The following is a 26877-nucleotide window of genomic DNA, read 5'->3' as shown; positions in this document are numbered from 1 at the left end:
TTGATGGAAGCATTATACTACATTGGGACATTTTCCTTTGTGGTATATTAGGACATTATCATAAATGGTTCATATTTACATTTGTTCGCTATTTTTCTGTCTTGACAATGCCTGTTGATTTAGCTATAATGGTGAAACTGTGAATATCCTAGTGAATTTGTACCCTTTTGGGTAATGAAATGTCTGCTTCTGCAGGCATTAACAATTATAAAAGTGGACTGTTTGGCGAATGAATGTTATCTGTGGTTGGTATATTTCTGCAGCTTTTTGTTCAGGACTTTTATAGTAATGGAATTTTCCGGGAGAAACAGCATATAAGAAATGTATGATACGGGGCGACAAGCCGCCGGAATGAAAGGGAGTAAGGCTATAATGGAAGAAAAGAAGAACTTACTAACCTATGCAGGACTTAAAAAACTGGAAGAAGAGCTGCATGATTTAAAGGTAGTAAAAAGAAAAGAAGTAGCAGGTAAGATCAAAGAGGCAAGAGAGCAGGGAGACCTGTCCGAGAATGCAGAGTACGATGCAGCTAAAGATGAGCAGAGAGATATCGAAGCGCGTATTGAAGAAATTGAGAAAATCCTGAAGAACGCTGAGGTTGTAGTTGAGGACGAAGTCGATCTTGACAAGATCAGCGTAGGATGTAAAGTAAGAGTACATGACTTCGAGTTTGACGAAGATATAGAACTGAAGCTGGTTGGCTCCACAGAGGCAAACAGCCTGGAAGGCAAGATTTCTAATGAATCTCCTGTAGGAAAGGCTCTTATGGGCGCACACACAGGTGATATTGTAGAAGTAGAGCTGCCATCCGGTATCATGAAGTACAAAGTGCTGGAAATCCAGCGTAATATTTAAGGAGGCACAAAAGTGGCAGAACAGAAGAATCAGGATCTGAATCAGCTTCTGAAAATCCGCCGTGATAAACTGGCAGAGCTTCAGGCGAATGGCAAGGATCCATTTCAGATAACAAAATTTAATCAGAACCATCATTCACTGGAAGTAAAGAACCTTTATGAGGCACACGAAGCAGAGCTGCTGAAGGATCGCACAGAGCCGGATGTAACAGGTCTTGATGAAGAGCAGGCGAAGGAAGTTCAGAAGAACGACTACGAAGAGAGAAGAAGTATTATGGATGCCAGCCCGATCCATGTGGCAATCGCTGGTCGTATGATGTTCAAGAGAGTCATGGGAAAGGCTTCTTTCTGCAATATCCAGGATTTACAGGGAAACATTCAGGTATATGTTGCAAGAGACGCTATCGGAGCAGATTCTTATGCAGACTTTAAGAAATCTGATATCGGCGATATCTTCGGCCTGGAAGGTTTTGCATTCAGAACCAGAACTGGTGAGATTTCTATTCATGCAGAGAAAATGACTCTTTTATCAAAGAGCCTGCAGATCCTTCCGGAGAAATTCCACGGACTGACAGATACAGATATGCGTTATCGTCAGAGATATGTAGACCTGATCATGAACCAGGAGAGCAAGAACGTATTTATCAAGCGCTCTCAGGTTATTAAAGAGATCCGAAACTTCCTTGCTGGCCGTGACTTCATGGAAGTAGAGACTCCAATGCTGGTTTCCAATGCTGGTGGTGCAGCTGCCAGACCATTTGAGACACATTACAATGCACTGAACGAAGATGTTAAGCTTCGTATTTCACTGGAACTTTATCTGAAACGACTAATCGTTGGTGGACTTGAAAGAGTCTACGAGATTGGCCGTGTATTCCGTAATGAGGGTGTTGATACCCGTCACAATCCAGAATTTACACTGATGGAGCTTTACCAGGCATATACAGATTATGAAGGAATGATGGAACTTACGGAATCCATGTTCCGCTATCTGGCAGAGAAGGTCTGCGGTTCCACCAAGATTTCTTACAATGGTATCGAGATTGATCTTGGAAAGCCATTTGAGCGTCTGACCATGAATGATGCGATCAAGAAATATGCAGGAATTGACTTTGACCAGGTTGCAGATGATGAAGCTGCCAAGAAGCTTGCCGCTGAGCATCATATCGAGTATGAGGAGCGTCACAAGAAAGGCGATATTATCAATCTCTTCTTCGAAGAATATTGTGAGAAAGAGCTGATTCAGCCTACATTTATTATGGATCACCCAATCGAGATTTCTCCGTTGACTAAGAAGAAACCTTCTGATCCAAACAAGGTAGAGCGTTTTGAGCTTTTCATTAATACATGGGAAATGTGTAACGCATATTCCGAGCTGAATGATCCGATTGATCAGCGCGAACGTTTCAAGGCGCAGGATGCACTTGCAGATGCTGGTGATGAAGAAGCAAACCATACAGATGAAGATTTCCTGAATGCGCTGGAAATCGGTATGCCGCCGACAGGTGGTATCGGATACGGAATCGACCGTCTTGTTATGCTTCTGACAGACAGCCAGGCCATTCGTGATGTGTTGCTGTTCCCGACAATGAAGTCACAGGGCGCTTCCAAGAACGAAGCAAACAATGCGGCACAGGCAGCACCGGCTGTAAAAGCAGAGGAAAAACCTGCTGAGAAGATTGATTTTTCCAATGTAAAAATCGAACCGCTTTTTGAAGAAAACGTTGACTTTGACACTTTCAGCAAGTCAGATTTTCGAGCCGTAAAGATTGAAGCGTGTGAGGCAGTTCCGAAGAGTAAGAAGCTTTTAAAGTTCACTCTGAATGACGGAACAGACCGTAAACGCACGATTTTAAGCGGTATTCACGAGTATTATGAACCGGAAGAACTGGTAGGAAAAACAGCGATTGCAATCGTAAACCTTCCGCCGAGAAAGATGATGGGCATTGATTCCGAAGGTATGCTGATTTCAGCAGTACACGAGGAAGACGGAAGAGAGGGATTACATTTACTGATGGTAGATGAACATATTCCGGCTGGTGCAAAGCTGTATTAAAAATCCGATAAAGGATTAAAAAATGTAGGCTTTTTGATGTAGAGTACGACAAAGGTACGACAAATAAAACCTCCTTAATGGGCTATAATAAATGATTTTAAATAGTCCATGCAAAATGAAATCAATATTTTTACATTATGAGGACACTTTTCTAAGAGAAATTTTAGAAGAGTGTCTTTTTTGTTACGGTCATGTACAAAAAAACAGGAGGAAATTAAAATGGCAAATAACACAGCGTTAAGAGCAGGTAAAGATACTACTCGCACAATTACTTTCAAAAATAAGGAGCACGAAAAATTTTATTACACCTATCTGCCAAAGTGCAGATATCAGGATGTATACCACAAGGCATTGGTGTATTGTCTTGGAATTGACCGGGATACAAGAGAAAACGCAGAACAGATATACGATTTTAAGACAGGATACGTGAAAACGGAATGCCTGCATGAAGGCTGGCAGACAAGCGGCAGCGTAAGGATTATACGGCTGGCATTTAACCTATATTGTGACGGTACTCCCAGTGTTTATGATTATGAAGGAGACAGTGACAGACAGGTAGATGAATGCAGGGAATATTCGGTCAGTGATTTATTCTGCTGTGGCTATGCAAGGTACTTTTGGGAGGCAGTCAAAATCCGTTATCCGGAGTATTGTTTTTATCGGGATTGGGAGGATTCATATGCTGAAGGTTAGATTACAGGGAACAGTTAAGGATATACAGTGGTTTGGGAAACTTTTGGAACAGCACCCGAAAATCCGGGTGCTTGGAGTATCGAAACCGTTTGCAAATAAAGGAACAAACAAATATTTTCGTGTATACGCAGAAATAGAGAAAAGAGAAAATACCATGCAGTAAAGCATGACAGGAGAAAGGCAGGAAGAAAGTATGTGTAGAGTAATCGCAGTCGCAAACCAAAAAGGTGGTGTCGGAAAGACAACTACCTGTGTGAATTTAGGAATCGGTCTTGCAAGGGAAGGGAAAAAAGTGCTTCTGATTGAAGCAGATGCACAGGGAAGCATGGCGGTCAGTCTTGGGATTCAGGAACCGGACGAGCTGGATGAGACACTGGTCAATATTATGGAAAAACTTATCAATGACAAGGAACCGGAGCCGGGAGAAGGAATTATCCATCATGAAGAAGGGGTGGATTTTATCCCTGCCAATATTGAACTTGCAGGATTGGAGACTTCCCTTGTGAATGTCATGAGTCGGGAAATGGTATTGCGGCAGTATATATGTGGGATAAAAAAACAGTATGATTATATCCTGATTGACTGTATGCCCTCACTTGGTATGATTACCATTAACGCATTGGTGGCGGCTGACAGGGTATTGATTCCGGTAGAAGCGGCTTATCTTCCGGTTAAAGGGTTACAGCAGCTTATTAAGACAATAGGGCGGGTACACAGAAAACTGAATCCGGAGCTTTCTATCATGGGGATTTTGTTCACAAAAGTAGACCGCAGGACAAATTTCGCAAAGGATATTGCGGCTCAGATTCGAGAGGTGTACGGAAACAAAATACATATTTTTGCAAATTGCATACCGATGTCTGTAAGGGCGGCTGAAACTACCGCAGAGGGAAAAAGCATCTATCTCCATGACCCGAAAGGAATTGTGGCAGAGGGCTATCACTATCTGACAGGGGAGGTGTTGGATGATGAAGAGTAAGAGCGCAGAAAAGATAAAGCTGACTTCTTATGATGATTTATTTGGCAGTAGTGAAGTAACGGCAGAAGAGAAGATTGTATCCGTTCCGATTCGTCTTTTTCACACCTTCAAAGACCATCCATTCCGGGTATTGGATGATGAAAAAATGCAGGAGACTGTGGAAAGTGTAAAACGATATGGAATACTGATGCCGGGAATTGTACGTCCGTATGGTGATGGTGAGTATGAGATGGTGGCAGGGCACCGCAGATGGCGGGCGTGTGAACTGGCAGGAATGGAAGAGATGCCAGTAATTATCCGGGAAATGGATGATGATACTGCTACGGTGATAATGGTGGATACGAACATCCAGAGGGAAGATATTCTGCCCAGTGAGAAAGCCCATGCTTATAAAATGAAATATGAAGCCATGAAACATCAGGGAAGCAAGGGAGAGAAGCATACGGCTGATCTGGTAGGAGAAGCTGCTGGCGAAAGCGGAAGGACGGTTCAGCGGTATATCCGTCTATCATTCCTTATTTCCAGATTATTAGACTATGTAGACAATAAAAGACTTTCCATGAAAGCGGGAGAGAAACTTTCTTTTCTGACGGTAGAAGAACAGGAATGGGTGTTAGAGGCAATAGATAATGCAGTTTTGACGGTAACAGATAAACAGGCGGAGTTATTCAAGAATCATAGCAGGGAAAAGACGTTGAATCAGGGAATTATCTATTCTGTTTTATTGCAGAAAAAGGAAGCAGAAACAAAGGTAACTCTTTCGGCAAAGAAGGTACGCTCGTATTTTCCGCCAGCCTATACAAAAGAGCAGGTTGAGGAAGTAATTTATACGCTGTTGGAACAGTGGAGAAAGAAGAAAGGGAAGGAGGAACAGGAAGATGCAGGAGATACAGTTTGATTATTTTCATGGAATGGAAGCGGAACAGTATACCTTTTACCGGATTCCGAAAATTTTATTTACCGCAGAATGCTTCAAAACTATTTCCTGCGAAGCAAAGGTTTTATACGGTCTGTTGCTGGACCGTATGAGCCTGAGTATTAAAAATCGCTGGTTCGATGAAGAGGACAGGGTATACATTATTTTTACTGTGGAAGAAATTGCGGAGCTTATGAACTGTGGCACACAGAAGGCAGTGCGGTTATTAAAGGAACTGGATAGTGAAAAGGGCATTGGCCTGGTGGAAAAAAGGCGGCTTGGATTGGGGAAACCCAACGTGATTTATGTGAAGAATTTTATGGTCAAACAGCCTGAAAAGGAAGAAAAAGAGCCGGAAAAGCCTGTAAATACACAGAATTGTGAAAATCACAATTCAAGAGTTGTGAAAACCACAATTCAGGAATGTCCAAAATCACAATTCAAGAATGATGAAAATCACAATTCTGGAATGATGAAAACTACAATTCAAGAATGTGCAGAATCACAATTCAAGAATGATGAAAATCACAATTCTGGAATAGTGAAAATCACAACTCCTGAATGTCCAAAATCACAATCTAATAATACTGATATTAACAATACTGATTTTAGTGAAAATGAGTATAGTGACACTGAGAGTAGTGAAACTGATTTTAACGAGACAGATAATATCTTATCTAATCTTTCTCATCTATCAGTGAGGAAAACAGCAGGAATGATAGATATGGTGGAAGAGATGGAAGCCTATCGGAAAATTATCAGGGAAAATATTTCGTATGAGTGTTTTGAGGACAGCAGGTATCGACAACAGGAGGAAGTGGATGAACTTGTGGAACTGATGGTAGAGGTTATGGTCATGCCGGATAACAGCACTGTTCGCATTGGCGGAGTGGACAAGCCTGTGGTGATTGTGAAGAACCGCTTTATGAAGGTGGAACATGGGCATATTGAATATGTCGTTGGCTGCCTTGAGAAGAATACCAGCAAGGTAGGAAATATCCGGGCGTATCTTCTGACAACACTCTACAATTCAACCATGACCATAGAAAATTATTACAGAGCAGAAGTGAATCACGATATGTATGGAGGAGGATAAAACGGATGAGAAGAAAAGAATTTTTGGAGAATGTGGCAGTTCCGCTTTTAGGGATAGCTGTGGTAATGTTTATTGTTTATCTGTTTTGTGTGGAAAACGGTGTGTGTGATTACCGGAAATTGTGGATAGTTTCAGGGATTCCCTTTGGCATACAAAAAATGTATTTCTGGATGATTCCAAAAGGGTTTGATATAGGCGGTACTGTTGGAATGTTTGCTTTTAATCTGCTGATAGGAGGAATGATAGGCAGCGTGGTTTTGACATGGCGTTTGCTTATGGTGGGAACATATCTGTTAAAGAGTATTGGATATGGTGGTTTGTGGATAGTGAGAAAAGCATTTAGAACATGATTTCAAAGAGAAAAAACAAAGTATAAAAAATAGAATATAGAGTGTGAAAAGCAGCCAATGCGTAAAAAATATTGGCTGCTTTTTTGCCCTTTTTAAGAAAAACCTTGCGACACGGTGTCGCAAAGTAAAGGAGGATGTGTGTTGGGTAATCGTGCGGAATCGCAGGATTTGATTGACTTAGGAAACCGTATTCGCAAAAGGCGGCAGGAAATTCACTTATCACAGGAAGTATTAGCAGAAAAAACAGGTATCAGCCCCAACACGATCAGCAGGATTGAGGGAGGACAGACAGCAATGTCTATTGAGATATTCAGGAAGCTGGCGGTGATTCTGAAAACCGATGCAGGAACACTATTGGGGGAATGTAAGGAAGAAGAAAACCATCGTCTGTATGATTTGATTTGTCGTGCGAAAAAACTGAAACGGAAAGAACAGAAAATTTTGGAAAAGACAATGGAAGTGTTGATTGAGGGATTTGGTACGGAATTGTAGAAATTCAACAGATATGGTGGGAATATTTAGAAATATCCCCATATCTGATGAGGTAATGGAAAGCCAATGTTGTTAAACTTTAAGTCAGGAAAGAGAACAGATGCGGACAGAAAGGAGGCAGGATATGACAAGGGAAGAGTGCCTTGCATACAGACAAAGATGCCCATATGATGCAATGGGCGATTTCTCTGTTTTTTCGGAGAAAAAGGAAGATAGCAGGGATAATGAAGTGGCTGCTTCACAGCCGGAATTATCAGAACAAAATAAAGCATAAGAAATTTATGTGGCAGTAAAAGGAGTTTCAGGCTCCCGTTAAAAAAAAACGGGTGTGCCGGGAGCTGTCTTTTACTGTTTTTTCGTCTGTGATGTTTTTATTTTCTGCCACCCGGAAGAGGTGGTAGTTATGCTGACATTACAGGAATTAAAACAGATCGTAGATGTCCCATATCCGGGCATGAAAATTCCAACTGCAAAAAAATTAAAAGAATATGGAACGGTCATTGCCAAAAAGAGCATGGGTTGTGAGACAGAAATCTTGGCATTTCAAAATGGCTATGCGTTGTATCAGGTTAGTCGGCTCACTACGGTATTTCCGATTTGTTTTTGTGGGGAATATCAATACAATGCGGAACAGGCGGACTGTATTTCGGAAGAGTTTTTTAATCAAAGGGAGTGGTATATCCGTCTGGTATTGGAAGGAGAAGACCGTTTGAGTCGTAATCAGGAATCGAAAGAACAGGGCTGGACAATCTCATACAGTGATGTTTCGGAAGAATGGGGAATGCTTCAGACAGAAGAAAAGTCTCCATTGGAGATGCTGGTTGGCAGAGAGTCTGTAAATGAAATATTTGAGGTTTTGACGGAACTGCAGAAAAGGGTATTTTACGGATGTTTCTTTCATCAAAAAACACAGAATGAACTGTCAAAAGAATTGGGAATTTCTCCGTCTGCGGTGTCCAGAACCCTGTCAAGGGCGATGAACAGGATGCGGAGATATTATGCAGATGTACGGTCAGGTGGCTGCAATCGAAAAGAGATAAGATAGTGGGAGGAAAGAAGATATGCGTGGAAAGAAGCCGAAAGAACGAAAAAATTATATTTTGCGGACAGAAAACGGAACACTTGTGGAAGTAACCAGGGAGGTTTATCTGGAATGGTATCAGTCCCGGAGAAGGGAAAAATACCAGCAGGAACAGAAACAGAAATACGGTGTTTGCAGTCTTGATGTGGTGCAGGAAGGCAGTTTTGCAAAAACTTCTATATCGCAGGAAGGACAGCCGGAGGAGATGGCAGTACGCAGTGAATGCCTGAAAAAATTGAAGGAGAGTTTAGAACAGTTACCGGAACAGGAGGCATATCTGATTTATCTGTTATTTTTTGAAGAGGTTACAGTGAAAGAAGCGGCACAAATTTGTGGATGTAGCCGTAAAACAATACAGAACAGAAAAAAACGAATTTTGAAGACACTTAAAAATATAATGAAAGAACTTGGAATTGAGGGAGGATGTATTTATTTCAATTAAAATAGTGGAAAATTGTTCTAAAATCATATAAATTTAAAGTTATAGTATCAGTATAAGACAACGTATATGAAATGAAAACAGCTTTGTAAATTGGTGGGAAGAGCTGTCAGTTTACAAAGCTGTTTATGTATCCGAAGTTAGCTTCTATAATTATGATATAGAATACAAGCAGAAGAATGGAAAAATCTTTGGTGAGTAGCAGGTGGTTAAATATTTTTTTGCTTTTTTGGTTTAGGTGTCACCAATTATGTATTATATGTGTGATATATATGAGGAGAAAAAAAGATGAAAAGAAATGCTGATCAGATTTTTAATAAATATTGTAAACTGTTGTATAAAATATCAATTATTATGCTGTGTAGCGAAGAGGATGCTTATGATGCAGTGCAGGAATCATTTTTGAAATATTTAAATACAAAAAAGGACTTTAATGACGAAAGCCATGAAAGAGCATGGCTGACAAGAGTTAATATTAATATTTGTAAAAACATACTCCGTTTCAGAAGGATGCATCCAACGGTAGATTACGAAACTCTTGCACTACATTACCATAAACCTGAAGAAACAGGAATTATGGATACATTGATGACATTAAATGCAAAGGATAAAGAAGTACTAATTCTTTATTATATAGAAGGCTATTCTTGCAAGGAGATTGCTGATATGTTGAAGGTTTCAGAGAGTGCAGTGAAGAAAAAACTAGAACGGGCAAGAAAAAGATTAAAAGAAAAATATGAAAGTGAGGGCAGATAAAATTGGAAAAAAAATTAGAGAATATATCAAAATTAGCAGATGATATTGTGCTGACAGAGCAGAATGAGAGAAAACTCTTTATAGCATACAAAAAGAGAATTGAATCCCAAAGAAGAAAAAAAGTTCTTATGAGAGGATATTATCGTGTAGCAGTAGTTGCATTAGCTATGATGATAATGTTTTCTGTAAATTATTACCTGCAATCTCCTGATTTAGTAGTTTATGCGGCAACTGGGGATAAAATGGTGCAATTAAGACTAAATGAGAGAGTAAACTTGGAAAAACAAAGAACTCCATTGGGATATGGGTATGTTCTGGAAATGAGTGTGGAAGAAGGAAGCAGATATTATACGATAGAAAATGAACAAAACTTGAATGCTGATAATATTTTCAGAAATGGAAATAAGATTTTTTGGATGCCAGATGGAATGAATAGTATAAATTTCAGAGATCAGGACGGGAATGTTATTAAAATACCAGAAACTGACAGTTCAACACTAAATATTGAAGTATGTAATTATGACGGAAAAATGGTCGAAAGAATTACATTGATATTGGAAAGGAGAGATGGACAGTGTAGTGTTGAAATGTTAAAAAAATAATAAAACGGAGGAAGAATATGAAAACAATCAAAAAAATATGGAGCATATTATTAGTATGTGGACTGATTTTGGTGCCGACGATTAGTGTTTCAGCAGCAGAACAGGAGCCGGAAAAGGTTGAAGTTTCATTTTTTAATGAAAATGGCGAGGAAGTTAGCGTATCAGAGGAAATAGCAGATTCTTTTATGGAACAGTTGGATGTTGATAAAGAGGTAAACATTGTCTCAGATAAAAATTTAAGAGCTTCCTGTACGCATATTCCATGCAATCAGGTTAAGACAACTCTTTATGGTCATGCGAAAGTAAGTCCTACTGAATGCTGGGTCTATACCAAAAGAGTTATTATGTGCAAATGCTGTGGCGCTGCTCTAAAGAGTCTTTCTGATTGGCAGTTTGCATATTCACATGCACCACATTAGGAGGAAGAAATATGAGAAAAATTAAGCGTTTATGTGGTTTATTCATTTGTTGTTGTGTTGTAGTAACCAGTTCTGTGACTGCATTTGCGGCAGAGAAAGTTAAAGAGCCCTTTGCAAATTTAGAAGTTGTGACTGACAAAGAAACCATTAATGAAATTGTTTCAGAGAATCCCAGAATTCAAAAGTATTTAGACCAAAACGAAGTATTTGCCGATCTTGAAATTATCACAGATCAGAATGAGATTGAAAAAATCTGGGAAGAAAATCCAGATGTGAAGACACTGATGAAGTCAAAAGAATATTACTATCTCGCATATGTAAAAGGAAATGGTGTTCGTTTAAGAAGCACACCGAGCACTTCCGGAGTAATTAATGGGTTATTGTATGAAACCAGAAAAGATTGGGTTTTGTTAAATGATAATTATTCTTTGAATGAAAACTATATTTGGTGGCAGGTGTCTGACAGCTCAATCGGTTATCCGGGATGGATCGTGAATGACTATATCTATTTAAGTGCTGCCCAAAGTGCAGGAAGAGCAGTTACGGTACCAGAGATTGACTTTGATACATTAAAATTTGTTCAGTAGGTTATTTTCTTTGAAAAAGATAAATATACGTATGCTTAATGTAAAGAATAACAACTGATAATTCTACGATTGGAGGTAGCGATAATGTTCAGATTTAATAAAAACCATATAAAGATGGATATGAAAAAAAATTAGAAAAGTAATGAGCATATTTTTGGCTTGTTGTTTGTTGTTGTCGATAAATTTTGAAACAGTATTTGCTTCCGACATAGAGACAAATACGAATGCTGATATAATGTCTCTCGATGGACCTTCTACGACATTTGATGGACGTCTGTTTTTGGATGAAAACGGTAACTATTCAGGGCAACTTCGTAGTGGCTTTACAACGGTAACATGTGTCCTGAGTGGAAGAACTGGTGGAATTCCTACCTTATATACGATTTATATTCGTTGGCAAGGTTCTAATGCGGTTCAAGCGTTAAGGGCTGATAACCTATATATTGTAGGTGATTCACAATATTATAGTAAAGGTTTTCTTATTGATGGATTATCTGCAACACAAGGATATCGTTCAATAGGTACTTGCGTGATTCCTGACACTGAAGAAAGTGTATATATTTCAACAAATAATCTCCGATGCTATTTTTACAACGAAGATTATTGGATTAAATTTAATGAAATAGGTGGATGGGTTGATGTGTAAAAAAGTTTTAATAAATCCAGAGACAGAATCGTTTATAAATGACTTAAAACGAGAATATAATAACAGCATTGTAAAACCGTATAAGAAAACAAGAGATGTTCTTGAAATTCTTATGAAAAAATTTGTTTTATATCAAAAAGTATCCATACAAAAGATGGACGCTATAACACGTGCCACGTTGGAAACTTTACCAATTAAAAATTTAAATGTGTCAGATATTTATATAGTTAAAGACAATGAAATAAGCCATAGTTTCTATTTGTATTTTCATAGCAGATATGCATTAGAACCTTTTCTTTGTGTTGTGTATGATAATGATACGGATAGACTATATAGTAATTGTGCCATGCTTGAAATGTATATTACGATTCTTCATGGAATAGATGTTGGTGAAATAGAAACTGATTCTATAAAATACCATAATTATCTTAATACGTTATATTCATATAATGAATGTAAAAAAGAGACTGAATACTAAAGAATGTACATTGGTAGACACATTTAAGGAAAGTAGAGGTATATTGGTTGATTCTACATATCTTGATTGGGCTAATTAAAAATTAATGTGAATAATGATTACGGGAGAGAATTGTTTTTTATGCAGTTCTCTCCCGTTTTTTGTATCAAATACGCTAGTGTTGTTTTAACAATTCTCTTTAATAATGCTGGTGTTTGTTGCGATAGAAAACACACTGACAATTCTTTGAAATCCATATAACAAAAAATTTCTATAAACGGTCAATTTTTACCCTCTCCAGCCTGCGATTAGTGAGAGGGTATTTTCTTATTTCAAAAATCCCTTTATATGTACCTTGATAATTTCATAGCCTGCCTGAATAGATACCCGGCATGGAGTGGGCATTCTGCCCACCCTTTCGGAGAAAACGCTGCGGAAAGAAAACCGGAGCAGGGAACGGGTTCAGGATGAGAACAGGAAAAACGCTCAATAAAAAAACAGTCCGGTTACGGGCTGTATAACAGTAGATACCATGCAGGGAAGTTCCGCTTAGGGAAGTTCCCTGTATTCATGTACTGTTATGGGCAGTACAAGTAAAAAAGGAGGTAAAGAGATATGGGAACTTAGGAAAAATTTTTGAAACAGGACAGTATTAGAATGGCAAAAAACAAAGAAAGAGAGGTACTTAGCGAATGAAAGGGAAATCAAAGAGAATCGTATCGGGATTTCTCTCGGCATTGACAATCATTTCTTCTATTATGCAGCCAGTTACCACTTATGCGGCAGAAGCGGAGCCAGCGGCTTACGAAGCAGAATATCCTGACATGGAAAAAGTAAAGGGTGCCCTTGCTGAAGATGAGATTGTAACGGCGGAAGATTATGAAGTAGAAGCAGGAACGGGTTTTGACGTGAAAAGTGATTTCTCAGGAATGAAGATTCATCCGGAAAAAGTAAAGGTCACGTACCACGAGGCAAAGAACCAGAATGGACAGGCATTTGATGGAAATAAAGCAGATACGTATCATGCAGTGTATTTTGTAGAGCCTGTCAGTGGTCATCCGTCTTATCATGTGCAAAGAAATATTGTGGTAAGAGAGCCGTCAGCGGAAATCCATAAAGAGAAAAATGCACAGGATTCTGACGGAAATGATCAGACCGGGGGAGAGGATGCAGAGGAAGGCGAGACGGACTCGCATAAGAAAAAACTTTCGGAAACAGAACTGAATCAGGCATTAGAAGCATTAAAAGGGCAGGACACTTATGATGAGGAAAGTGGCCTGAAACTTTTAGATGTTATGGAACAGTTTAAAAACCATATGATTGCAGGGAATGTGGACCTTTTGGCATTGGAGGAAGGAGAAACGGTTACTTTTACTGCATACAATCCTAAAATGCTGCGTTCATCACAGGTAGAGGTAAGTTCCGGCGGCTGGTATTATTATGCAGACTATGGTCTGGGTTCCTACCTGACTTGTCCGTTTACCGTAAAGTTTGGAAGCGTGACGGCAACCGCATACTGCATCCAGCCGTCAAAGCCGGGACCGGGCAGCGGAGTATATGAAATTACAAAACTGGGAGACGGCAAAGAATTGTCCAAAGTGTGTTATTATGGGACAAATGCAAGCGGAGAGGATTGTTTTTTTGATAAGAAATATCCCGATTTTTCAGCCGGAAAAAGATTTGTCGTGACACATCTTGCGGCATCCTATGCAGAGGGAAGTGAAGATGCTTTTTATGGGGCGAATGATACCGGAATCGCATTGGCAAAAGAATTATATAGTTATGCGGTCAGCCAGCCGGAAATCCCGGATGCGGCTATGGCATTTTCAGATGACAAAGTAACTGCTTATGTAGATGGAAATATCCAGAGAACAAAAGAAGTAACGTTTCAGGCAGACAGCAGACAGTCCATTACCATGAAACTGCCAAAGGGCGTAAAGTTTCATAACGTATCCACAGGAAAAATCAGCAATGCAGGGGCAGATGTTGTAGTAAAAGGAGGTACAACGTTTTTTCTTTCAGCGCCGTTGACCCAGACGGAAGATGTGGGACAAAACTGGTCTGCAAAGATGAAAGGAAGCATAACAAAGGATTATTCTGCTTATAAAATTACCACAGGTTCCGATACGCAAAATCTGGCACTGGTTTTTGGAGAGGGAATAGAGGAAGAAACTACGGCTTCTTTTCAGGTTACATGGCTGGAACTTGCAAAAGTTCAGGTTGTAAAAGTAGATTCTGAAAAAGAGGATGCGAAACTGTCCGGTGCAGTGTTCGGCATTTATAAAGATAAAAACTGTACACAGCTTATCAAGGAGATGCCAAAGACAGATAAGAACGGTACGGCCTCTGTGGAAATTGTGAAAACACAAGATACGGTATATTTAAAAGAGATTACGGCACCAACCGGGTATCGTATCAATACATCCGCATATAATGTGAAACTTGTAGCAAATCAGTCTACTTCTGTAACTGTTCCGGATAAAGAACAGCTTGGAGAGCTCACTGTATATAAAGAGGGACAGGTATTGACGGGTGCAGATTTAAGCGAGAAAGGCATTGTGTTCCGCTATGAGAAACGCCGACAAAAAGGTGCTGTTTATTCTGTATATGCAGGAGAGGATATAATGACCGCTTATGGGGCACAGGTATATAAGAAAGGCGAGCTGGTAAAAGAGCATCTGGTAACGGGAGATAACGGTGCGGCAGTATTAAAAAATCTCCATCTCGGAACTTATATTGTGAAGGAAATGCAGGCACCAGAAAACTTTTATAACGCAAAAGAAGAAAAGACAGTGACGTTATCTTATGCAGGGCAGAATGCAGAAGCGGTATTTTCAGAGACTACTTTTATCAATGACAGACAGAAAGCAAAAGTATCCGTGGTAAAGAAAGATAAGGATACAGAAAAACCTTTGGATGGCGGTATTTTCGGTTTGTATGCCGGAAATGATATTGTAAACGCAGACGGCATTGTGGTTGTGAAGAAAGGTTCTCTGATTGAAAAGGCAGTCACAGGTGAGGATGGGACAGCGATATTTACAGCGGATCTTCCGATTGGAAATTCTTACTATGTAAAAGAAGAACAGGCTCCGTCCGGGTATCAGAGAAATAAAGAAGATATATATTCTTTTAAATTTTCATATACCAATGACAGCGAAGCTGACGTTTCTTTCTCCCATACATTTGTAAATGAACGTGTGACAGCAAAGATTTTCCTGAAGAAAAAAGATGCAGAAACAAACAAAGCAGAACCGCAGGGCGATGCCACATTGGAAAAAGCAGTATATGGTTTGTATGCACGTGAAGATATCGTACATCCGGATGGGGCAACAGGTGTGATTTATAAAGCCGGGGATAAGGTGGCATCACTGACAACCAATGAAAAAGGGGAAGCAGTTGCAGAAAACCTGTATCTCGGTAAATATTTTGTGAAAGAAATTACACCGCCGACAGGTTATCTGACAGATAAAAATGAATATGATCTTGTCTGTGATTATGAAGGGGATTTAGTGGCTGTGGTGGAACGAAGCTGTACATCCTTAGAGCAGGTCAAGAAGCAGCCGTTCCAGATTATTAAGGCTGCAAATAACGGGAATACCGATGCAGCACTTCTTGAAGGCGCAGGATTTACTGCTTATCTGGTATCTTCTTTAACTGTGAAAGAAGATGGAACTTATGACTTTGATTCCGTTACTCCGGTGGTACTTGGAGAAAATGGGGCAACTGAAATCTTTACCGATAAAAAAGGCTATGCAGTATCCATTCCACTTCCATATGGAACTTATGTGGTAAGAGAGACAACGACACCGCATAATTATAAACCAGTGGATGATTTTATTGTAAGAATCACAGAGCATAAGCCGACAGAGCCGCAGGTATGGCGTGTGCTTTTGGATGATGAGTTTTCTGCCAAATTGAAAATCACGAAACAGGACGATGAAACAAAGAAAACAGTGCTGGCTGCTGGAACAGAATTTAAGATTTACGATATGGATAATGAGAAATATGTAGAACAGGTAACGACCTATCCGACTACTATTGTACATAAATCCTATTTTACCGATGCTGATGGATATTTAATCCTTCCGCAGAATTTGAAAATCGGTCATTATCGTATTGAAGAAGTGACAGCGCCCGATGGATATACCATCAACAAGAATTATGCGGAAATTAAAGTAGATAGCGATACTCTGTATCAGATTGAACCGGTTTCAGGAGATGCCATTATCGAAGTGGTTTATGAAAATCATCCGGTAAAAGGGGAACTTACAGTAGTGAAAAAAGGTGAAGTTCTGAAAGACTACGGAAAGGACTTCAAATATGAGATGGAAAACCTTGCCGGAGCAGTCTTTGCAATCTACGCTGCAGAAGATATTTATACTGCAGATTTTCAGAAAGACGATGCCGGAAACCGTATTTTAGAGTATGCCAAAGATACTTTGGTGGCAGAGCTTACAACAGATGAAACAGGAAGTGCCACAATCAAAAATCTTCCACTTGGAAATTACAGGGTTGTAGAAAAAACAGCACCGGATGGTTTTGTACATAACAAAGCAGAGCAGAATGTGCAGTTTGTCTATGTGGATCAGGATACTCCTGCCGTGGTGGAAAGCGTAGAGTTCATCAATGAGCGTCAGAAAGTGGAAATTTCCGTGGAAAAACAGGATGCGGAAAATGGCAGCACCATCGCCGGAGCAGAGTTTGGTTTATATGCAAAAGAAGACATCAAAGCCGGGGGAAAAGTGATTGTGAAAGCAGATGAGCAGCTTTGTACAGCCGTCACAGGCGAAGATGGAACAGCAATTTTTGAACAGAATTTACCATTTGGAAGCTACTATATCAAAGAATTACAGGCACCGGACGGATTTGTTTCTTCTGATGAGATTATCGAAGTGACTGTTTCTTATCAGGGTCAGGATGTAGAAGTTGTCCGCCTGAAAGAAATCTTTAAGAATCAGCCTACAACGGTTGAGTTTAGAAAATCTGACCTTACCACAGGCGTGGAACTGGATGGTGCAACTCTAACGGTTCTTGATAAAGATGGAAATGAAATTGATAAATGGACTTCCGTAAAAGGGGAACCGCATATCATCAAACGTCTGCATGTCGGGGAAACCTATATCCTGCGTGAAGAATTTGCGCCATATGGCTACTTAAAAGCAGAAGAAGTGGAATTTACAATCACGGATACTGCAGAGATTCAGAAAGTGGAAATGAAGGATGACGTTCCGATTGGACGTATCATCATCAACAAAAAAGGTGAATTCTTAAGTGAAGTGAGCTGGAATGACATGGTTGCAGGAGCAATGGATTCCATCTGGGGTTATGTGACAGGCTCTTTGAAAGACGTTACCTTTGAAATTTATGCCAGAGAAGATATTAAAGCCGCTGACGGAGAAAGTGATGATTATTACAAAAAGGATGAACTGGTAGCAACCATCAAAACCGATGAACTTGGCATTGCAAGAACCGATGACCTGCCGCTTGGAAAATACTATGTGGTAGAAAAAGAAACAGCCGATGGTTTTGTGTTGGACGGAGAGCCGAGAGACATTGATCTGACTTATCGTGATCAGGATACTCCGGTGGTAACTTTCGATTCTGAATGGCAGAACAGCCGTCAGAAAGCAAAAGTGATCGTAACCAAAAAAGAGAAAGATTCTGACCGTGTGCTGGAGGGCGGCGTATTTGCCCTTTGTGCCAAAGAAGATATTAAGAATACTGACGGTGATGTGCTTGTAAAAGCAGATACCATTATGGAGCAGAAAGCGACTGACAAGGATGGAAAAATCTTCTTTACTGCAGATCTTCCGGTAGGTGGCAGCTTCTATGTGAAGGAAGTAAAAGCACCTGCAGGTTTTGTTACGACAGAAGAAGTAAAAGAATTTACTTTCGAGTATGCTGGAGCGGATGTGCCGGAAGTTACTTTTGAGCACACCTTTGAAAATGAGGCAACTATCTTTGAAATCACAAAATCTGACCTTACCACAGGAGAAGAGTTACCGGGTGCAAAACTGGAAGTAACCGATCAGGACGGAACTGTGGTAGATGAGTGGACATCCGGTACGGAGCCGCACATTATCAAAGAACTGGAAGTCGGCAAAGAATATACTCTGACAGAAACACTTCCGGCAGATGGTTATGTGACAGCGGAAAGTATTACGTTCACTGTTGAAAATACTGCAGAAGTTCAGAAAGTGGAAATGAAAGACGATGTGACAAAGGTTGAGATTTCCAAAACGGATATTTCGGGGAAAGAATTGCCGGGGGCAAAAATGACGGTGCTTGATAAAGATGGAAATGCGGTGGAAAGCTGGACTTCTACAGACAAGCCGCATTATATGGAAAAACTTCCGATTGGAGATTATATACTGCGAGAGGAAACAGCACCGGAAGGATATCTGATAGCGGAGGATGTGGAGTTTTCTGTAAAAGATACCGGAGAGATTCAGAAGGTATCCATGAAGGATGAAAAGAAACCTTCGGAAACGCCGCAGACACCGCAGGAACCTTCAAAGCCGACAGACACACCGAAAACAGGTGATGATAGCAATATACGGCTGTGGCTGCTTCTTGCTGGTCTTGCATTGTGCGGAACAGGGGGTTCACTGTTCCTGTTAAAAAAGAAAAAATAAAAAAGAAATATTGGGTGTTTCCGAAGTGCTGGTCATTTTGGAAACACCCTGTTTTTTTGTTGATGGACGAAAGAGGTGTATGGAGATGATTGGAATTATTATCGGCGGAGCTGCAGTGGTCATAGCAGTTAGCCTATATTGCTGTATTCGTGTAGGGGCAGAGGAGGACAGGAGATTGGAAGAATTGGACAGGAGAGCAAAACAGGATGCAGAAGAAAGCGGATAATCAGAAATATGCAGAGGATAAGCCAAAGGACTGCTCTTACTGTTATTTTTGGAATAGCCGGAAGAATGGATGTTCCAAAGAAGAATGCTATTATCGGCTTTTGCCGGAGGAACCTTTTGAAGAGAAAGAGGAGACTTGGTGCTGTGAGGGATGCCCTTATGGAAGATATTCTCCTTGCATCGGGTACTGCCTGCAGAAGATTCTGCTGGAAATAAAACAGAAGAAAGCAGTCAGGGAGAAGGAAGGTGATTGTCTTGCAGGATGAAGTAAATGAAAAGGTGGTGTCTTTGTGTATACGGGGAGGGAAAATTTCTGCACAGATTTTAAAAGCATCGCTGCAGAAGCTGCTCAGGGAGATGGAACAGTCCCAAAAGCGGCAAAAAATTTCTGGAAAGGGGCAGAAAAAAGAAACCGTATATCATGGGAAACAGAGCATGGAAAAACTGAAAGCACACAATCAGGAGCTTTCTAATATTGAGGTTACAGATGGGAATATCCGGTCTTTTGAAAAATATGCCAGAAAATATGATATAGACTACTGCCTGAAGAAAGACAGGTCGGCAGAACCTCCGAAATATTATGTCTTTTTTAAGGCGAAAGAAGTGGATTCCATAACTGCCGCTTTTAAGGAATATACCGGATGGCAGTTAAAGAAAAGCAAAAAAGTATCTGTCCGGAAGAAACTGTATTTGGCAATGGAACGTGTGGCAAAGCACAGGCAGAGGGAAAAGATGAAACAGAAGAATCGGGGGCAGGAACATTGAGCAGGAAGCATAAAAAGAAGCCGGAGTCAGAAGTTATGACAGTTTTGAAAAAAATAGGACAGGACATTGCCGGACAGATGCCTGCGGTGGATAAGAAACGTCTGCTTATGATGAATATTCCCTATGTAATTGTTTTTTACCTGGCAGATAAGCTGGCATGGCTGTATCGGTTCTGTGTTGGGGAATCCGCAATAGAACGTCTGGGGGTGCTGTTTTTGAATTTCCAGATGGCGTTCTCAAATCCAATTCTCAGTCTCCATATCTTTGATATGGCAGTTGGGATGATTACCACTGTAGTGATTAAGGCAATGGTGTACCTGAAAGGGAAAAATGCAAAGAAATTCCGGCAGGGAGAGGAATACGGTTCTGCCCGATGGGGAAACCAGAAAGACATCGCACCTTTTATTGATCCAGTGTTTGAAAATAATATCCTTTTGACACAGACGGAACGGCTTACCATGAACAGCCGCCCGAAACAGCCTAAATATGCAAGAAACAAAAATGTAATCATTATCGGCGGTTCCGGTTCCGGTAAAACAAGGTTCTATGTAAAGCCGAATTTAATGCAGATGCCATCCAATGTTTCCTATGTTGTAACTGATCCGAAGGGGACGATTCTGGTGGAGTGCGGGAAAATGCTCCGCCGTGGTACACCGAAGATGAAAAACGGCAAGCCAGTCAGGGATAAACAGGGAAAGGTTATTTATGAACCATACCGGATTAAAGTGTTGAATACCATAAATTTCAAAAAAAGTATGCATTATAATCCCTTCCGCTATATCCGCAGTGAAAAAGACATCTTAAAGCTGGTCAATACCATCATTGCCAATACCAAAGGCGAAGGAGAAAAATCTTCCGAAGATTTTTGGGTAAAGGCCGAAAGGCTTCTGTATTGTGCCCTGATTGGGTACATCTATTATGAAGCACCGGAGGACGAACAGAATTTTGCCACACTGCTTGAATTTATCAATGCTTCTGAGGCAAGAGAGGATGATGAGGAATTTAAAAATGCGGTGGACGAGCTGTTTGAGGAATTGGAGGCAGAAAACCCGGAACACTTTGCTGTGCGACAGTACAAAAAATACAAACTGGCGGCAGGTAAGACAGCAAAAAGTATCCTGATTTCCTGTGGTGCGAGACTTGCGCCATTTGATATTGCGGAACTTCGGGAACTGACTTCTTATGATGAGATGGAACTGGATATGCTTGGAGACCAGAGGACGGCAATGTTTGTCATTATCTCTGATACGGATGATACCTTCAATTTTATTGTTGCGATTATGTACACGCAGCTTTTTAACCTGTTATGTGACAGGGCAGATGATGTACATGGAGGAAGATTACCTTACCATGTACGTTTGCTTTTAGACGAATTTGCAAACATCGGACAGATTCCAAAATTTGACAAGCTGATTGCAACCATCCGAAGCAGAGAAATTTCTGCCTCCATTATCTTGCAGTCCCAGAGCCAGTTAAAGACGATTTATAAGGATGCAGCCGAAACAATCAGCGGGAATTGCGACACGATGCTGTTTCTGGGAGGAAAGGAAAGTACAACTTTAAAGGAAATATCAGAGACACTTGGAAAGGAAACCATTGACCTTTATAACACATCTGACACACGTGGACAAAGCCGTTCCTATGGGCTTAATTATCAAAAAACAGGGAAGGAATTGATGAGCCGGGATGAACTATCGGTTATGGATGGAAATAAATGTATTTTGCAGCTTAGAGGGGTGCGTCCGTTTTTGAGTGACAAGTTTGACATTACGAAGCATAAGCGATACCGGGAGTTGTCCGATTATGACGAGAAGAATGCTTTTGATGTGGAAGCATATATGAAGCATCAGCTTAAAATCAGGAGACAGGAAGAATTTGACTTATATGAGGTGGATGGAAATGAAGCAGAAGAACATGAAACAGAAAAAACAGTAAATTAAGGAACTTTGCGACACCGTGTCGCAAAGTCCGGAAAGGGGAAAATGCAGTTTTACATAGAAACAGGTGGCAGATATGTTTACCCACCTATTCGTGCTGAACCGGAAATATGGAATACAGGCTCATTGCACAAATACAAAAATTAAAACAAAAAAATTGGAAAGGAGAAGAAACCAATATGGAAAGAGCTGACCGCCGGAAGAAACGGCGGTTTTTTAATGTGCAAAAACGGGACAAATAGAGAAAATCCTGTTTTCTATATTGGACTTTCAAGTGATTATATGGCGTTTTTTGCTTCAGCAATTAATATTTTACAGACCCTTGTGGTGGCAATCGGTGCCGGACTTGCCGTATGGGGAGTTATCAATCTTCTGGAAGGATACGGAAATGATAACCCAGGTGCAAATGCTCATGTGCCATAAAGTAACACACAAGAATTTGATAGACAGCAGCCCATTATTCCGTTATTGCCTTACGCACGCATCTTGTAACTTTTTCGTTAAGACTATTGACTCTGATACCTCGAAAGAGATATAATATAGTTGCTACTTAGCAAGCCTAATTAGCGAAACTAAAGAGAGGCGACGATATGAATAACAAATATGTCCAGCAATTCAAAAAAGGCTCTCTGGAAATGATACTCTTATGCCTAATCGGACGCAAGGAAACTTATGGATATGAAATTATAACCGAATTGAACAATAGTGCGTCTGTTTTGGGATATGCGAAAGAGGGAACCATTTACCCTATTCTGTATCGTTTACAGGAAGCAGAACTAATCAAATGCCGATTGGCTCCGGCTACGGCAAATGGCGGCTCAAAAAAGTATTATTCTTTAACTGATAAAGGCAGGAATGTACTTGATGAACTAATCTTATTTTGGTCAAGCTATGAAAACTGCGTAAACGGCTTTATAGAAAGTTATCAACAAGCGAGGGTGTCCAAATGAAAGAACAATATATCAAACAGGTTGAAAAGGAACTATCTTTACCACGCAAAATGAAAAAAGAGGTTGTGCGTGACTTGAATGAAGTTTTTGCGTCTGCTAAGGAGCATGGAGAAACAGAGCAACAGGTTATCCAACGTTTGGGCACACCAAAAGAATTTGCAGACAGCACCGCAGAACAGTTTGGCATTGATAACACTACATCGAAAAAAAGGAACGGTATCATTTCTACTCTTGTTGCGCTTGTTATCGCGGTTGCTGCCTTTTCGGTATATGCTGTTGCACAATCAGGAAAAGTACCAGAAGGAGCAATCGGACAGGCAGACGCGACAACAAATATACAGATTGAGGGCGCATTTGCCTTTGATGTTTCACAAATCCTTTTGGCTATTGGGTTTGTAGCAACGGCTATTGCAGTTTTGTTAATTATTAGAACCATACACAAAAACAGGAGGTAACCAATGAAGAAGTATATTTCTGTATTCGCAATCATGCTTATGATTTTTTTGGCTGCGTGTTCTAATCAAAATATCTCATCTGCACCAACCAGCAATGAGAGCAATACACAATCTAACAGTGTTACAAAATTGGAAGAGGGCGTTTGGCCTGCGAATGAGTACACGGAGGGGCTTCCTGTTCCGCCTGGTACGGTTGCATGGGCTACACTTGATACAGAACATGGGAATTGCAGTATCAACCTTACCGGCGTTAGCGAAAACGACTATAACGAGTACATGGAGATTTTGAACCAAGAAGGCTTTTCCGTAATTGAAAATGTGTCAGAGGAAATCGAGGGAGAAAACTATGTTTCTATCGGAACACTTTTGTCAAATGAAGAAAAGTGGATAAGCATCAGCTATGTTCCAGACAGTTTCGGTATCTACATTTCTTTTGTCAACAACTGAATGAACATAACGAAATAGCAAAGCCAGTCGAGCCAGTCAACGGTTAAGATGAACGGCGCATACGCGCCGCAGTTGACAGCCCCGCCCGCCTTTGCTGGTAGGCAATCAAGGGGCGACAGCAAGGGGTGCTGCCGCCCCGCACTATTATTCAGAGAGGGGGAATTTCCATGACCGAGATTGAAGCCTATCAAGAGTATATCCGGTGCAAGCACAACGCCTTTTGTAAAGCCGTTATTCGGTATGCCGCCATCGGGAAAATCATACGGCTGCGGCAGAAATGGGAACGGGAAATTTCCCTTGACTATCTGACAAATGAGAAGTTTGTCCAGTTTGCCGAGCCGGAGCCGGACGAAGAACACCCCTTTATCGTCTGCGGCCAGACCGTCCTGCTCTGCAACGTCACCCTTGCCGCTGCACTCTCGGCTTTGCCGGAACAAGCGCAGGAAGAAATCTTCCGCTACTATTTCCTGCACCAACCGCAGCGCGTGATCGGTGCGTACTTTGGTCAAACACGCAGCACAGCGGGGCGGCATATCCAACTTGCCTTGCAGCGGTTACGGGAGGAAATGGAGGTGAGCCGCCATGAGTAGGCTACTTCCCTATGAAACCATTGTCAAAGCCCATGAAGGCGACCCGGAAGCCGTGGACGCAGTTCTTTCCCACTATGCCGGATATATCCGATACTTTTCCAAAATGAACGGGCAAGTCAATGCCGAAGTTGAGGACTATGTGAAAGAACGGTTGATTGCCTGTCTGCTCAAATTCCAATTTGACTACCCGCCGGACGAGCCATAAAAACTGAATACTTGCCGCCCACCGGCGGCCATCGAAAGCAGTAAGTCTTGAAAAAGATTTACTGCTTTTTTCTATTCTATTTCCGGCCATTTTGCCCCTTACCGGTTGCAGTAGTGAGTGAAAAGAAAAATTCTCTACCCCGCCAGTTGCCAAAAAGCTGTTGCCCGGATTACAGGAGCAAAAGGAAATTTGAGAAAATCCCCGTCCAGCGGGTAGATGACGGTCTTTGAAATGTATCTTTAGCGGAAAGGAAAAAAGACCGCCTACAGCGGGCAGCAAAGCCCTTTTCGAGCGTTATATTAGCGGCAAATGAGAAGCCCCCATATGCGCCGGGGTTTGCAGTTACGGAGAGCAAGATTCTACCGCAGTACCAAAATTCGCTTTTCGCTCATTTTGCCCCTGCGGGAATCTTGTTGGGGAGTGCCTTCCCCAAACCCTGCTTATGCGGCTTGCGCCGCTTAAAAATCCCTCAAAATATTTTTTCGGATTTTTCAAAAACAGTTCCGCTTCACACCCCGTTTTTCTCCTATTAGTGAGAGGACACCACGCACAGAAAGGAGGTTTTACCATGCGAAAACGATACAACACGCCGCACCGCAGCCGGGTAGTCAAGACACGCATGACCGAGGAAGAATACGCCGAGTTTGCGGAAAGGCTTTCTGCCTGCAACATGAGCCAAGCCGAGTTTATCCGGCAAGCCATAACCGGGGCAGCCATACGCCCCACCATAACCGTTTCCCCCGTCAACGACGAGCTGCTTGCCGCCGTCGGGAAGCTAACCGCCGAATACGGCAGGATCGGCGGCAACTTAAACCAGATAGCCCGGACGCTGAACGAGTGGCACAGCCCCTACCCGCAGCTTGCCGGGGAGGTACGGGCGGCGGTTTCCGACCTTGCTGCCCTAAAGTTTGAAGTCTTGCAGAAAGTGGGTGACGCTGTTGGCAACATTCAAACATATCAGCTCTAAAAATGCTGACTATGGCGCAGCGGAAGCCTACCTCACATTTGAGCATGACGAGTTTACCATGAAGCCCACCCTTGATGAAAATGGGCGGCTGATACCGAGGGAGGATTACCGCATTTCTTCCCTCAACTGCGAGGGCGAGGATTTCGCTGTTGCCTGTATGCGAGCCAATCTCCGCTATGAGAAAAACCAAAAACGGGAAGATGTGAAAAGCCACCACTATATCATCAGCTTTGACCCACGGGACGGGACAGACAACGGCTTGACCGTAGACTGGGCGCAGGAGCTGGGCGAGCAGTTCTGCAAGGAGCATTTTCCCGGACACCAAGCCCTAATCTGCACCCACCCGGACGGGCATAACCACAGCGGCAATATCCATGTGCATATCGTCATCAACTCCCTGCGGATTTATGAAGTCCCGCTTCTGCCCTACATGGACAGACCAGCCGATACACGGGAGGGCTGCAAGCACCGCTGCACCAACGCCGCTATGGAATATTTCAAGAGTGAAGTCATGGAGATGTGCCACCGGGAGGGGCTTTACCAAATCGACCTCTTGAACGGCAGCAAGGAACGGATAACGGAACGGGAATACTGGGCGGCAAAGAAAGGGCAGCTTGCCCTTGATAAAGAGAACGCCGCCAGTGAAGCCGCCGGACAGCCGACCAAGCCCACCAAGTTTGAAACGGACAAGGCGAAGCTGCGCCGGACGATACGGCAGGCACTTTCCCAAGCTACCAGCTTTGACGAGTTTTCTTCCCTTTTGCTGCGGGAGGGTGTGACTGTCAAGGAGAGCCGGGGGCGGCTTTCCTACCTCACGCCGGACAGGACAAAGCCTATCACAGCCCGGAAGCTGGGGGACGATTTTGACAAGGCTACTGTCCTTGCCCTGCTTACACAGAACGCCCGCAGAGCCGCCGAACAGACCAAAGCCATACCGGAATACCCACACACCCAAAAGGGACGCTTGCAGGAGGAAAAAGCCGCAAAAACCACCCCGGCAGACAACATCTTGCAGCGCATGGTTGACCGGGAAGCCAAGCGAGCCGAGGGCAAGGGCGTGGGTTATGACCGCTGGGCGGCAAAGCACAACCTAAAGCAGATGGCGGCTACCGTTACTGCCTACCAGCAGTACGGCTTTTCTTCCCCGGAGGAACTGGACGAAGCCTGTTCTGCCGCCTATGCCGCCATGCAGGAAAGCCTTGCAGAGCTGAAGCAGGTGGAAAAGACGCTGAACGGGAAAAAGGAGCTGCAACGACAGGTGCTTGCCTATTCCAAGAC

30 protein-coding genes and 1 pseudogene are annotated in these 26877 nt (G+C 41.9%); all 31 read left to right on the top strand.

Features of this window, described 5'->3' with window-relative positions:
- The first annotated feature begins 372 nt into the window (after positions 1-372).
- The gene (gene greA, locus AB5642_RS14635) at positions 373-855 is read left to right on the top strand and encodes a transcription elongation factor GreA (protein WP_148461413.1); all 483 of its coding nucleotides are present in this window, start codon (positions 373-375) and stop codon (positions 853-855) included.
- Between the two features lie 12 nt (positions 856-867).
- Positions 868-2910 (top strand): lysine--tRNA ligase, encoded by a 2043-nt coding sequence (gene lysS / locus AB5642_RS14630; protein ID WP_173770146.1) that lies wholly within the window; start codon positions 868-870, stop codon positions 2908-2910.
- A gap of 219 nt (positions 2911-3129) precedes the next feature.
- Positions 3130-3603: a DUF6075 family protein gene (locus AB5642_RS14625; protein WP_151190430.1), complete on the top strand. Its 474-nt coding sequence runs from the start codon at positions 3130-3132 to the stop codon at positions 3601-3603.
- Positions 3590-3766 carry a hypothetical protein gene (locus AB5642_RS14620; protein ID WP_173770147.1) on the top strand — a complete coding sequence of 59 codons (177 nt, stop codon included), beginning with the start codon at positions 3590-3592 and terminating at the stop codon, positions 3764-3766. The genes AB5642_RS14625 and AB5642_RS14620 overlap by 14 nt, the downstream gene beginning before the upstream one ends.
- Positions 3767-3796: 30 nt before the next feature.
- Positions 3797-4582, top strand: a complete 786-nt coding sequence (locus AB5642_RS14615; RefSeq protein ID WP_151190431.1) for a ParA family protein — start codon at positions 3797-3799, stop codon at positions 4580-4582.
- Positions 4569-5480, top strand: coding sequence for a ParB/RepB/Spo0J family partition protein (locus AB5642_RS14610; protein ID WP_330591321.1), 912 nt, complete (start codon positions 4569-4571; stop codon positions 5478-5480). Before AB5642_RS14615 ends, AB5642_RS14610 begins: the two co-directional genes overlap by 14 nt.
- Complete coding sequence (locus AB5642_RS14605; protein WP_151190432.1) at positions 5461-6594, top strand: DUF6017 domain-containing protein; 1134 nt, start codon at positions 5461-5463, stop codon at positions 6592-6594. Before AB5642_RS14610 ends, AB5642_RS14605 begins: the two co-directional genes overlap by 20 nt.
- A 5-nt stretch (positions 6595-6599) precedes the next feature.
- Positions 6600-6944: a DUF6050 family protein gene (locus tag AB5642_RS14600; protein WP_151190433.1), complete on the top strand. Its 345-nt coding sequence runs from the start codon at positions 6600-6602 to the stop codon at positions 6942-6944.
- 138 nt (positions 6945-7082) lie between these two features.
- Positions 7083-7436: a helix-turn-helix transcriptional regulator gene (locus AB5642_RS14595; protein ID WP_334284918.1), complete on the top strand. Its 354-nt coding sequence runs from the start codon at positions 7083-7085 to the stop codon at positions 7434-7436.
- Positions 7437-7560: 124 nt separating this feature from the next.
- Complete coding sequence (locus AB5642_RS14590) at positions 7561-7710, top strand: hypothetical protein (protein WP_173770149.1); 150 nt, start codon at positions 7561-7563, stop codon at positions 7708-7710.
- Positions 7711-7839: 129 nt separating this feature from the next.
- Positions 7840-8481 carry a sigma-70 family RNA polymerase sigma factor gene (locus tag AB5642_RS14585; protein ID WP_368371713.1) on the top strand — a complete coding sequence of 214 codons (642 nt, stop codon included), beginning with the start codon at positions 7840-7842 and terminating at the stop codon, positions 8479-8481.
- Positions 8482-8497: 16 nt separating this feature from the next.
- Complete coding sequence (locus AB5642_RS14580; RefSeq protein WP_173770150.1) at positions 8498-8959, top strand: sigma-70 family RNA polymerase sigma factor; 462 nt, start codon at positions 8498-8500, stop codon at positions 8957-8959.
- Between the two features lie 285 nt (positions 8960-9244).
- Positions 9245-9712 (top strand): RNA polymerase sigma factor, encoded by a 468-nt coding sequence (locus AB5642_RS14575; protein ID WP_151190355.1) that lies wholly within the window; start codon positions 9245-9247, stop codon positions 9710-9712.
- Between the two features lie 2 nt (positions 9713-9714).
- Complete coding sequence (locus AB5642_RS14570) at positions 9715-10314, top strand: hypothetical protein (protein ID WP_151190354.1); 600 nt, start codon at positions 9715-9717, stop codon at positions 10312-10314.
- 17 nt (positions 10315-10331) lie between these two features.
- On the top strand, positions 10332-10733 hold the full coding sequence (locus AB5642_RS14565; RefSeq protein ID WP_117639526.1) for a hypothetical protein: 402 nt from the start codon (positions 10332-10334) through the stop codon (positions 10731-10733).
- A gap of 11 nt (positions 10734-10744) precedes the next feature.
- A complete protein-coding gene (locus AB5642_RS14560) occupies positions 10745-11320 on the top strand; it encodes a hypothetical protein (RefSeq protein ID WP_151190353.1) in 576 nt (191 codons plus the stop codon).
- 154 nt (positions 11321-11474) lie between these two features.
- Positions 11475-11966 (top strand): hypothetical protein, encoded by a 492-nt coding sequence (locus AB5642_RS14555; RefSeq protein WP_272105116.1) that lies wholly within the window; start codon positions 11475-11477, stop codon positions 11964-11966.
- Positions 11959-12444 (top strand): hypothetical protein, encoded by a 486-nt coding sequence (locus AB5642_RS14550; RefSeq protein WP_117639532.1) that lies wholly within the window; start codon positions 11959-11961, stop codon positions 12442-12444. The genes AB5642_RS14555 and AB5642_RS14550 overlap by 8 nt, the downstream gene beginning before the upstream one ends.
- A gap of 671 nt (positions 12445-13115) precedes the next feature.
- Positions 13116-19058: a SpaA isopeptide-forming pilin-related protein gene (locus AB5642_RS14545; RefSeq protein ID WP_173770152.1), complete on the top strand. Its 5943-nt coding sequence runs from the start codon at positions 13116-13118 to the stop codon at positions 19056-19058.
- 85 nt (positions 19059-19143) lie between these two features.
- The gene (locus AB5642_RS14540) at positions 19144-19284 is read left to right on the top strand and encodes a hypothetical protein (RefSeq protein ID WP_173770139.1); all 141 of its coding nucleotides are present in this window, start codon (positions 19144-19146) and stop codon (positions 19282-19284) included.
- Complete coding sequence (locus AB5642_RS14535; protein ID WP_158422086.1) at positions 19265-19549, top strand: hypothetical protein; 285 nt, start codon at positions 19265-19267, stop codon at positions 19547-19549. The genes AB5642_RS14540 and AB5642_RS14535 overlap by 20 nt, the downstream gene beginning before the upstream one ends.
- Complete coding sequence (locus AB5642_RS14530; RefSeq protein ID WP_158422091.1) at positions 19539-20048, top strand: PcfB family protein; 510 nt, start codon at positions 19539-19541, stop codon at positions 20046-20048. The genes AB5642_RS14535 and AB5642_RS14530 overlap by 11 nt, the downstream gene beginning before the upstream one ends.
- A 77-nt stretch (positions 20049-20125) precedes the next feature.
- Entirely contained in the window at positions 20126-21988 is a 1863-nt protein-coding gene (locus tag AB5642_RS14525) for a VirD4-like conjugal transfer protein, CD1115 family (protein WP_173770153.1), read from the top strand.
- A 279-nt stretch (positions 21989-22267) separates the two neighbouring features.
- Positions 22268-22390: pseudogene (locus AB5642_RS14520) on the top strand (Maff2 family mobile element protein); the annotation flags it as partial.
- A gap of 185 nt (positions 22391-22575) precedes the next feature.
- Positions 22576-22935 (top strand): PadR family transcriptional regulator, encoded by a 360-nt coding sequence (locus tag AB5642_RS14515; RefSeq protein WP_368371712.1) that lies wholly within the window; start codon positions 22576-22578, stop codon positions 22933-22935.
- Positions 22932-23390: a DUF1700 domain-containing protein gene (locus AB5642_RS14510; RefSeq protein ID WP_368371711.1), complete on the top strand. Its 459-nt coding sequence runs from the start codon at positions 22932-22934 to the stop codon at positions 23388-23390. The genes AB5642_RS14515 and AB5642_RS14510 overlap by 4 nt, the downstream gene beginning before the upstream one ends.
- Before the next feature lie 3 nt (positions 23391-23393).
- On the top strand, positions 23394-23837 hold the full coding sequence (locus AB5642_RS14505) for a DUF6591 domain-containing protein (RefSeq protein WP_117946834.1): 444 nt from the start codon (positions 23394-23396) through the stop codon (positions 23835-23837).
- Positions 23838-24004: 167 nt separating this feature from the next.
- A complete protein-coding gene (locus AB5642_RS14500; RefSeq protein ID WP_306786049.1) occupies positions 24005-24427 on the top strand; it encodes a sigma-70 family RNA polymerase sigma factor in 423 nt (140 codons plus the stop codon).
- Positions 24420-24632: a helix-turn-helix domain-containing protein gene (locus AB5642_RS14495; protein ID WP_117946832.1), complete on the top strand. Its 213-nt coding sequence runs from the start codon at positions 24420-24422 to the stop codon at positions 24630-24632. Before AB5642_RS14500 ends, AB5642_RS14495 begins: the two co-directional genes overlap by 8 nt.
- A gap of 568 nt (positions 24633-25200) precedes the next feature.
- Positions 25201-25599, top strand: coding sequence for a plasmid mobilization relaxosome protein MobC (locus AB5642_RS14490; protein WP_015527902.1), 399 nt, complete (start codon positions 25201-25203; stop codon positions 25597-25599).
- Positions 25571-26877, top strand: a 1307-nt coding sequence (locus AB5642_RS14485) for a relaxase/mobilization nuclease domain-containing protein (RefSeq protein ID WP_368371710.1), incomplete at its 3' end; no start/stop codon positions are given. The genes AB5642_RS14490 and AB5642_RS14485, both read left to right, overlap by 29 nt.

The sequence above is a fragment of the Ruminococcus sp. 1001136sp1_2201st1_G3_2201SCRN_220225 genome (assembly GCF_040924365.1).
Taxonomy (GTDB): domain Bacteria; phylum Bacillota; class Clostridia; order Lachnospirales; family Lachnospiraceae; genus Blautia_A; species Blautia_A faecis.
Note: the sequence above shows the minus strand (reverse complement) of the source record. Positions and strands in the feature narration are given on the sequence as shown.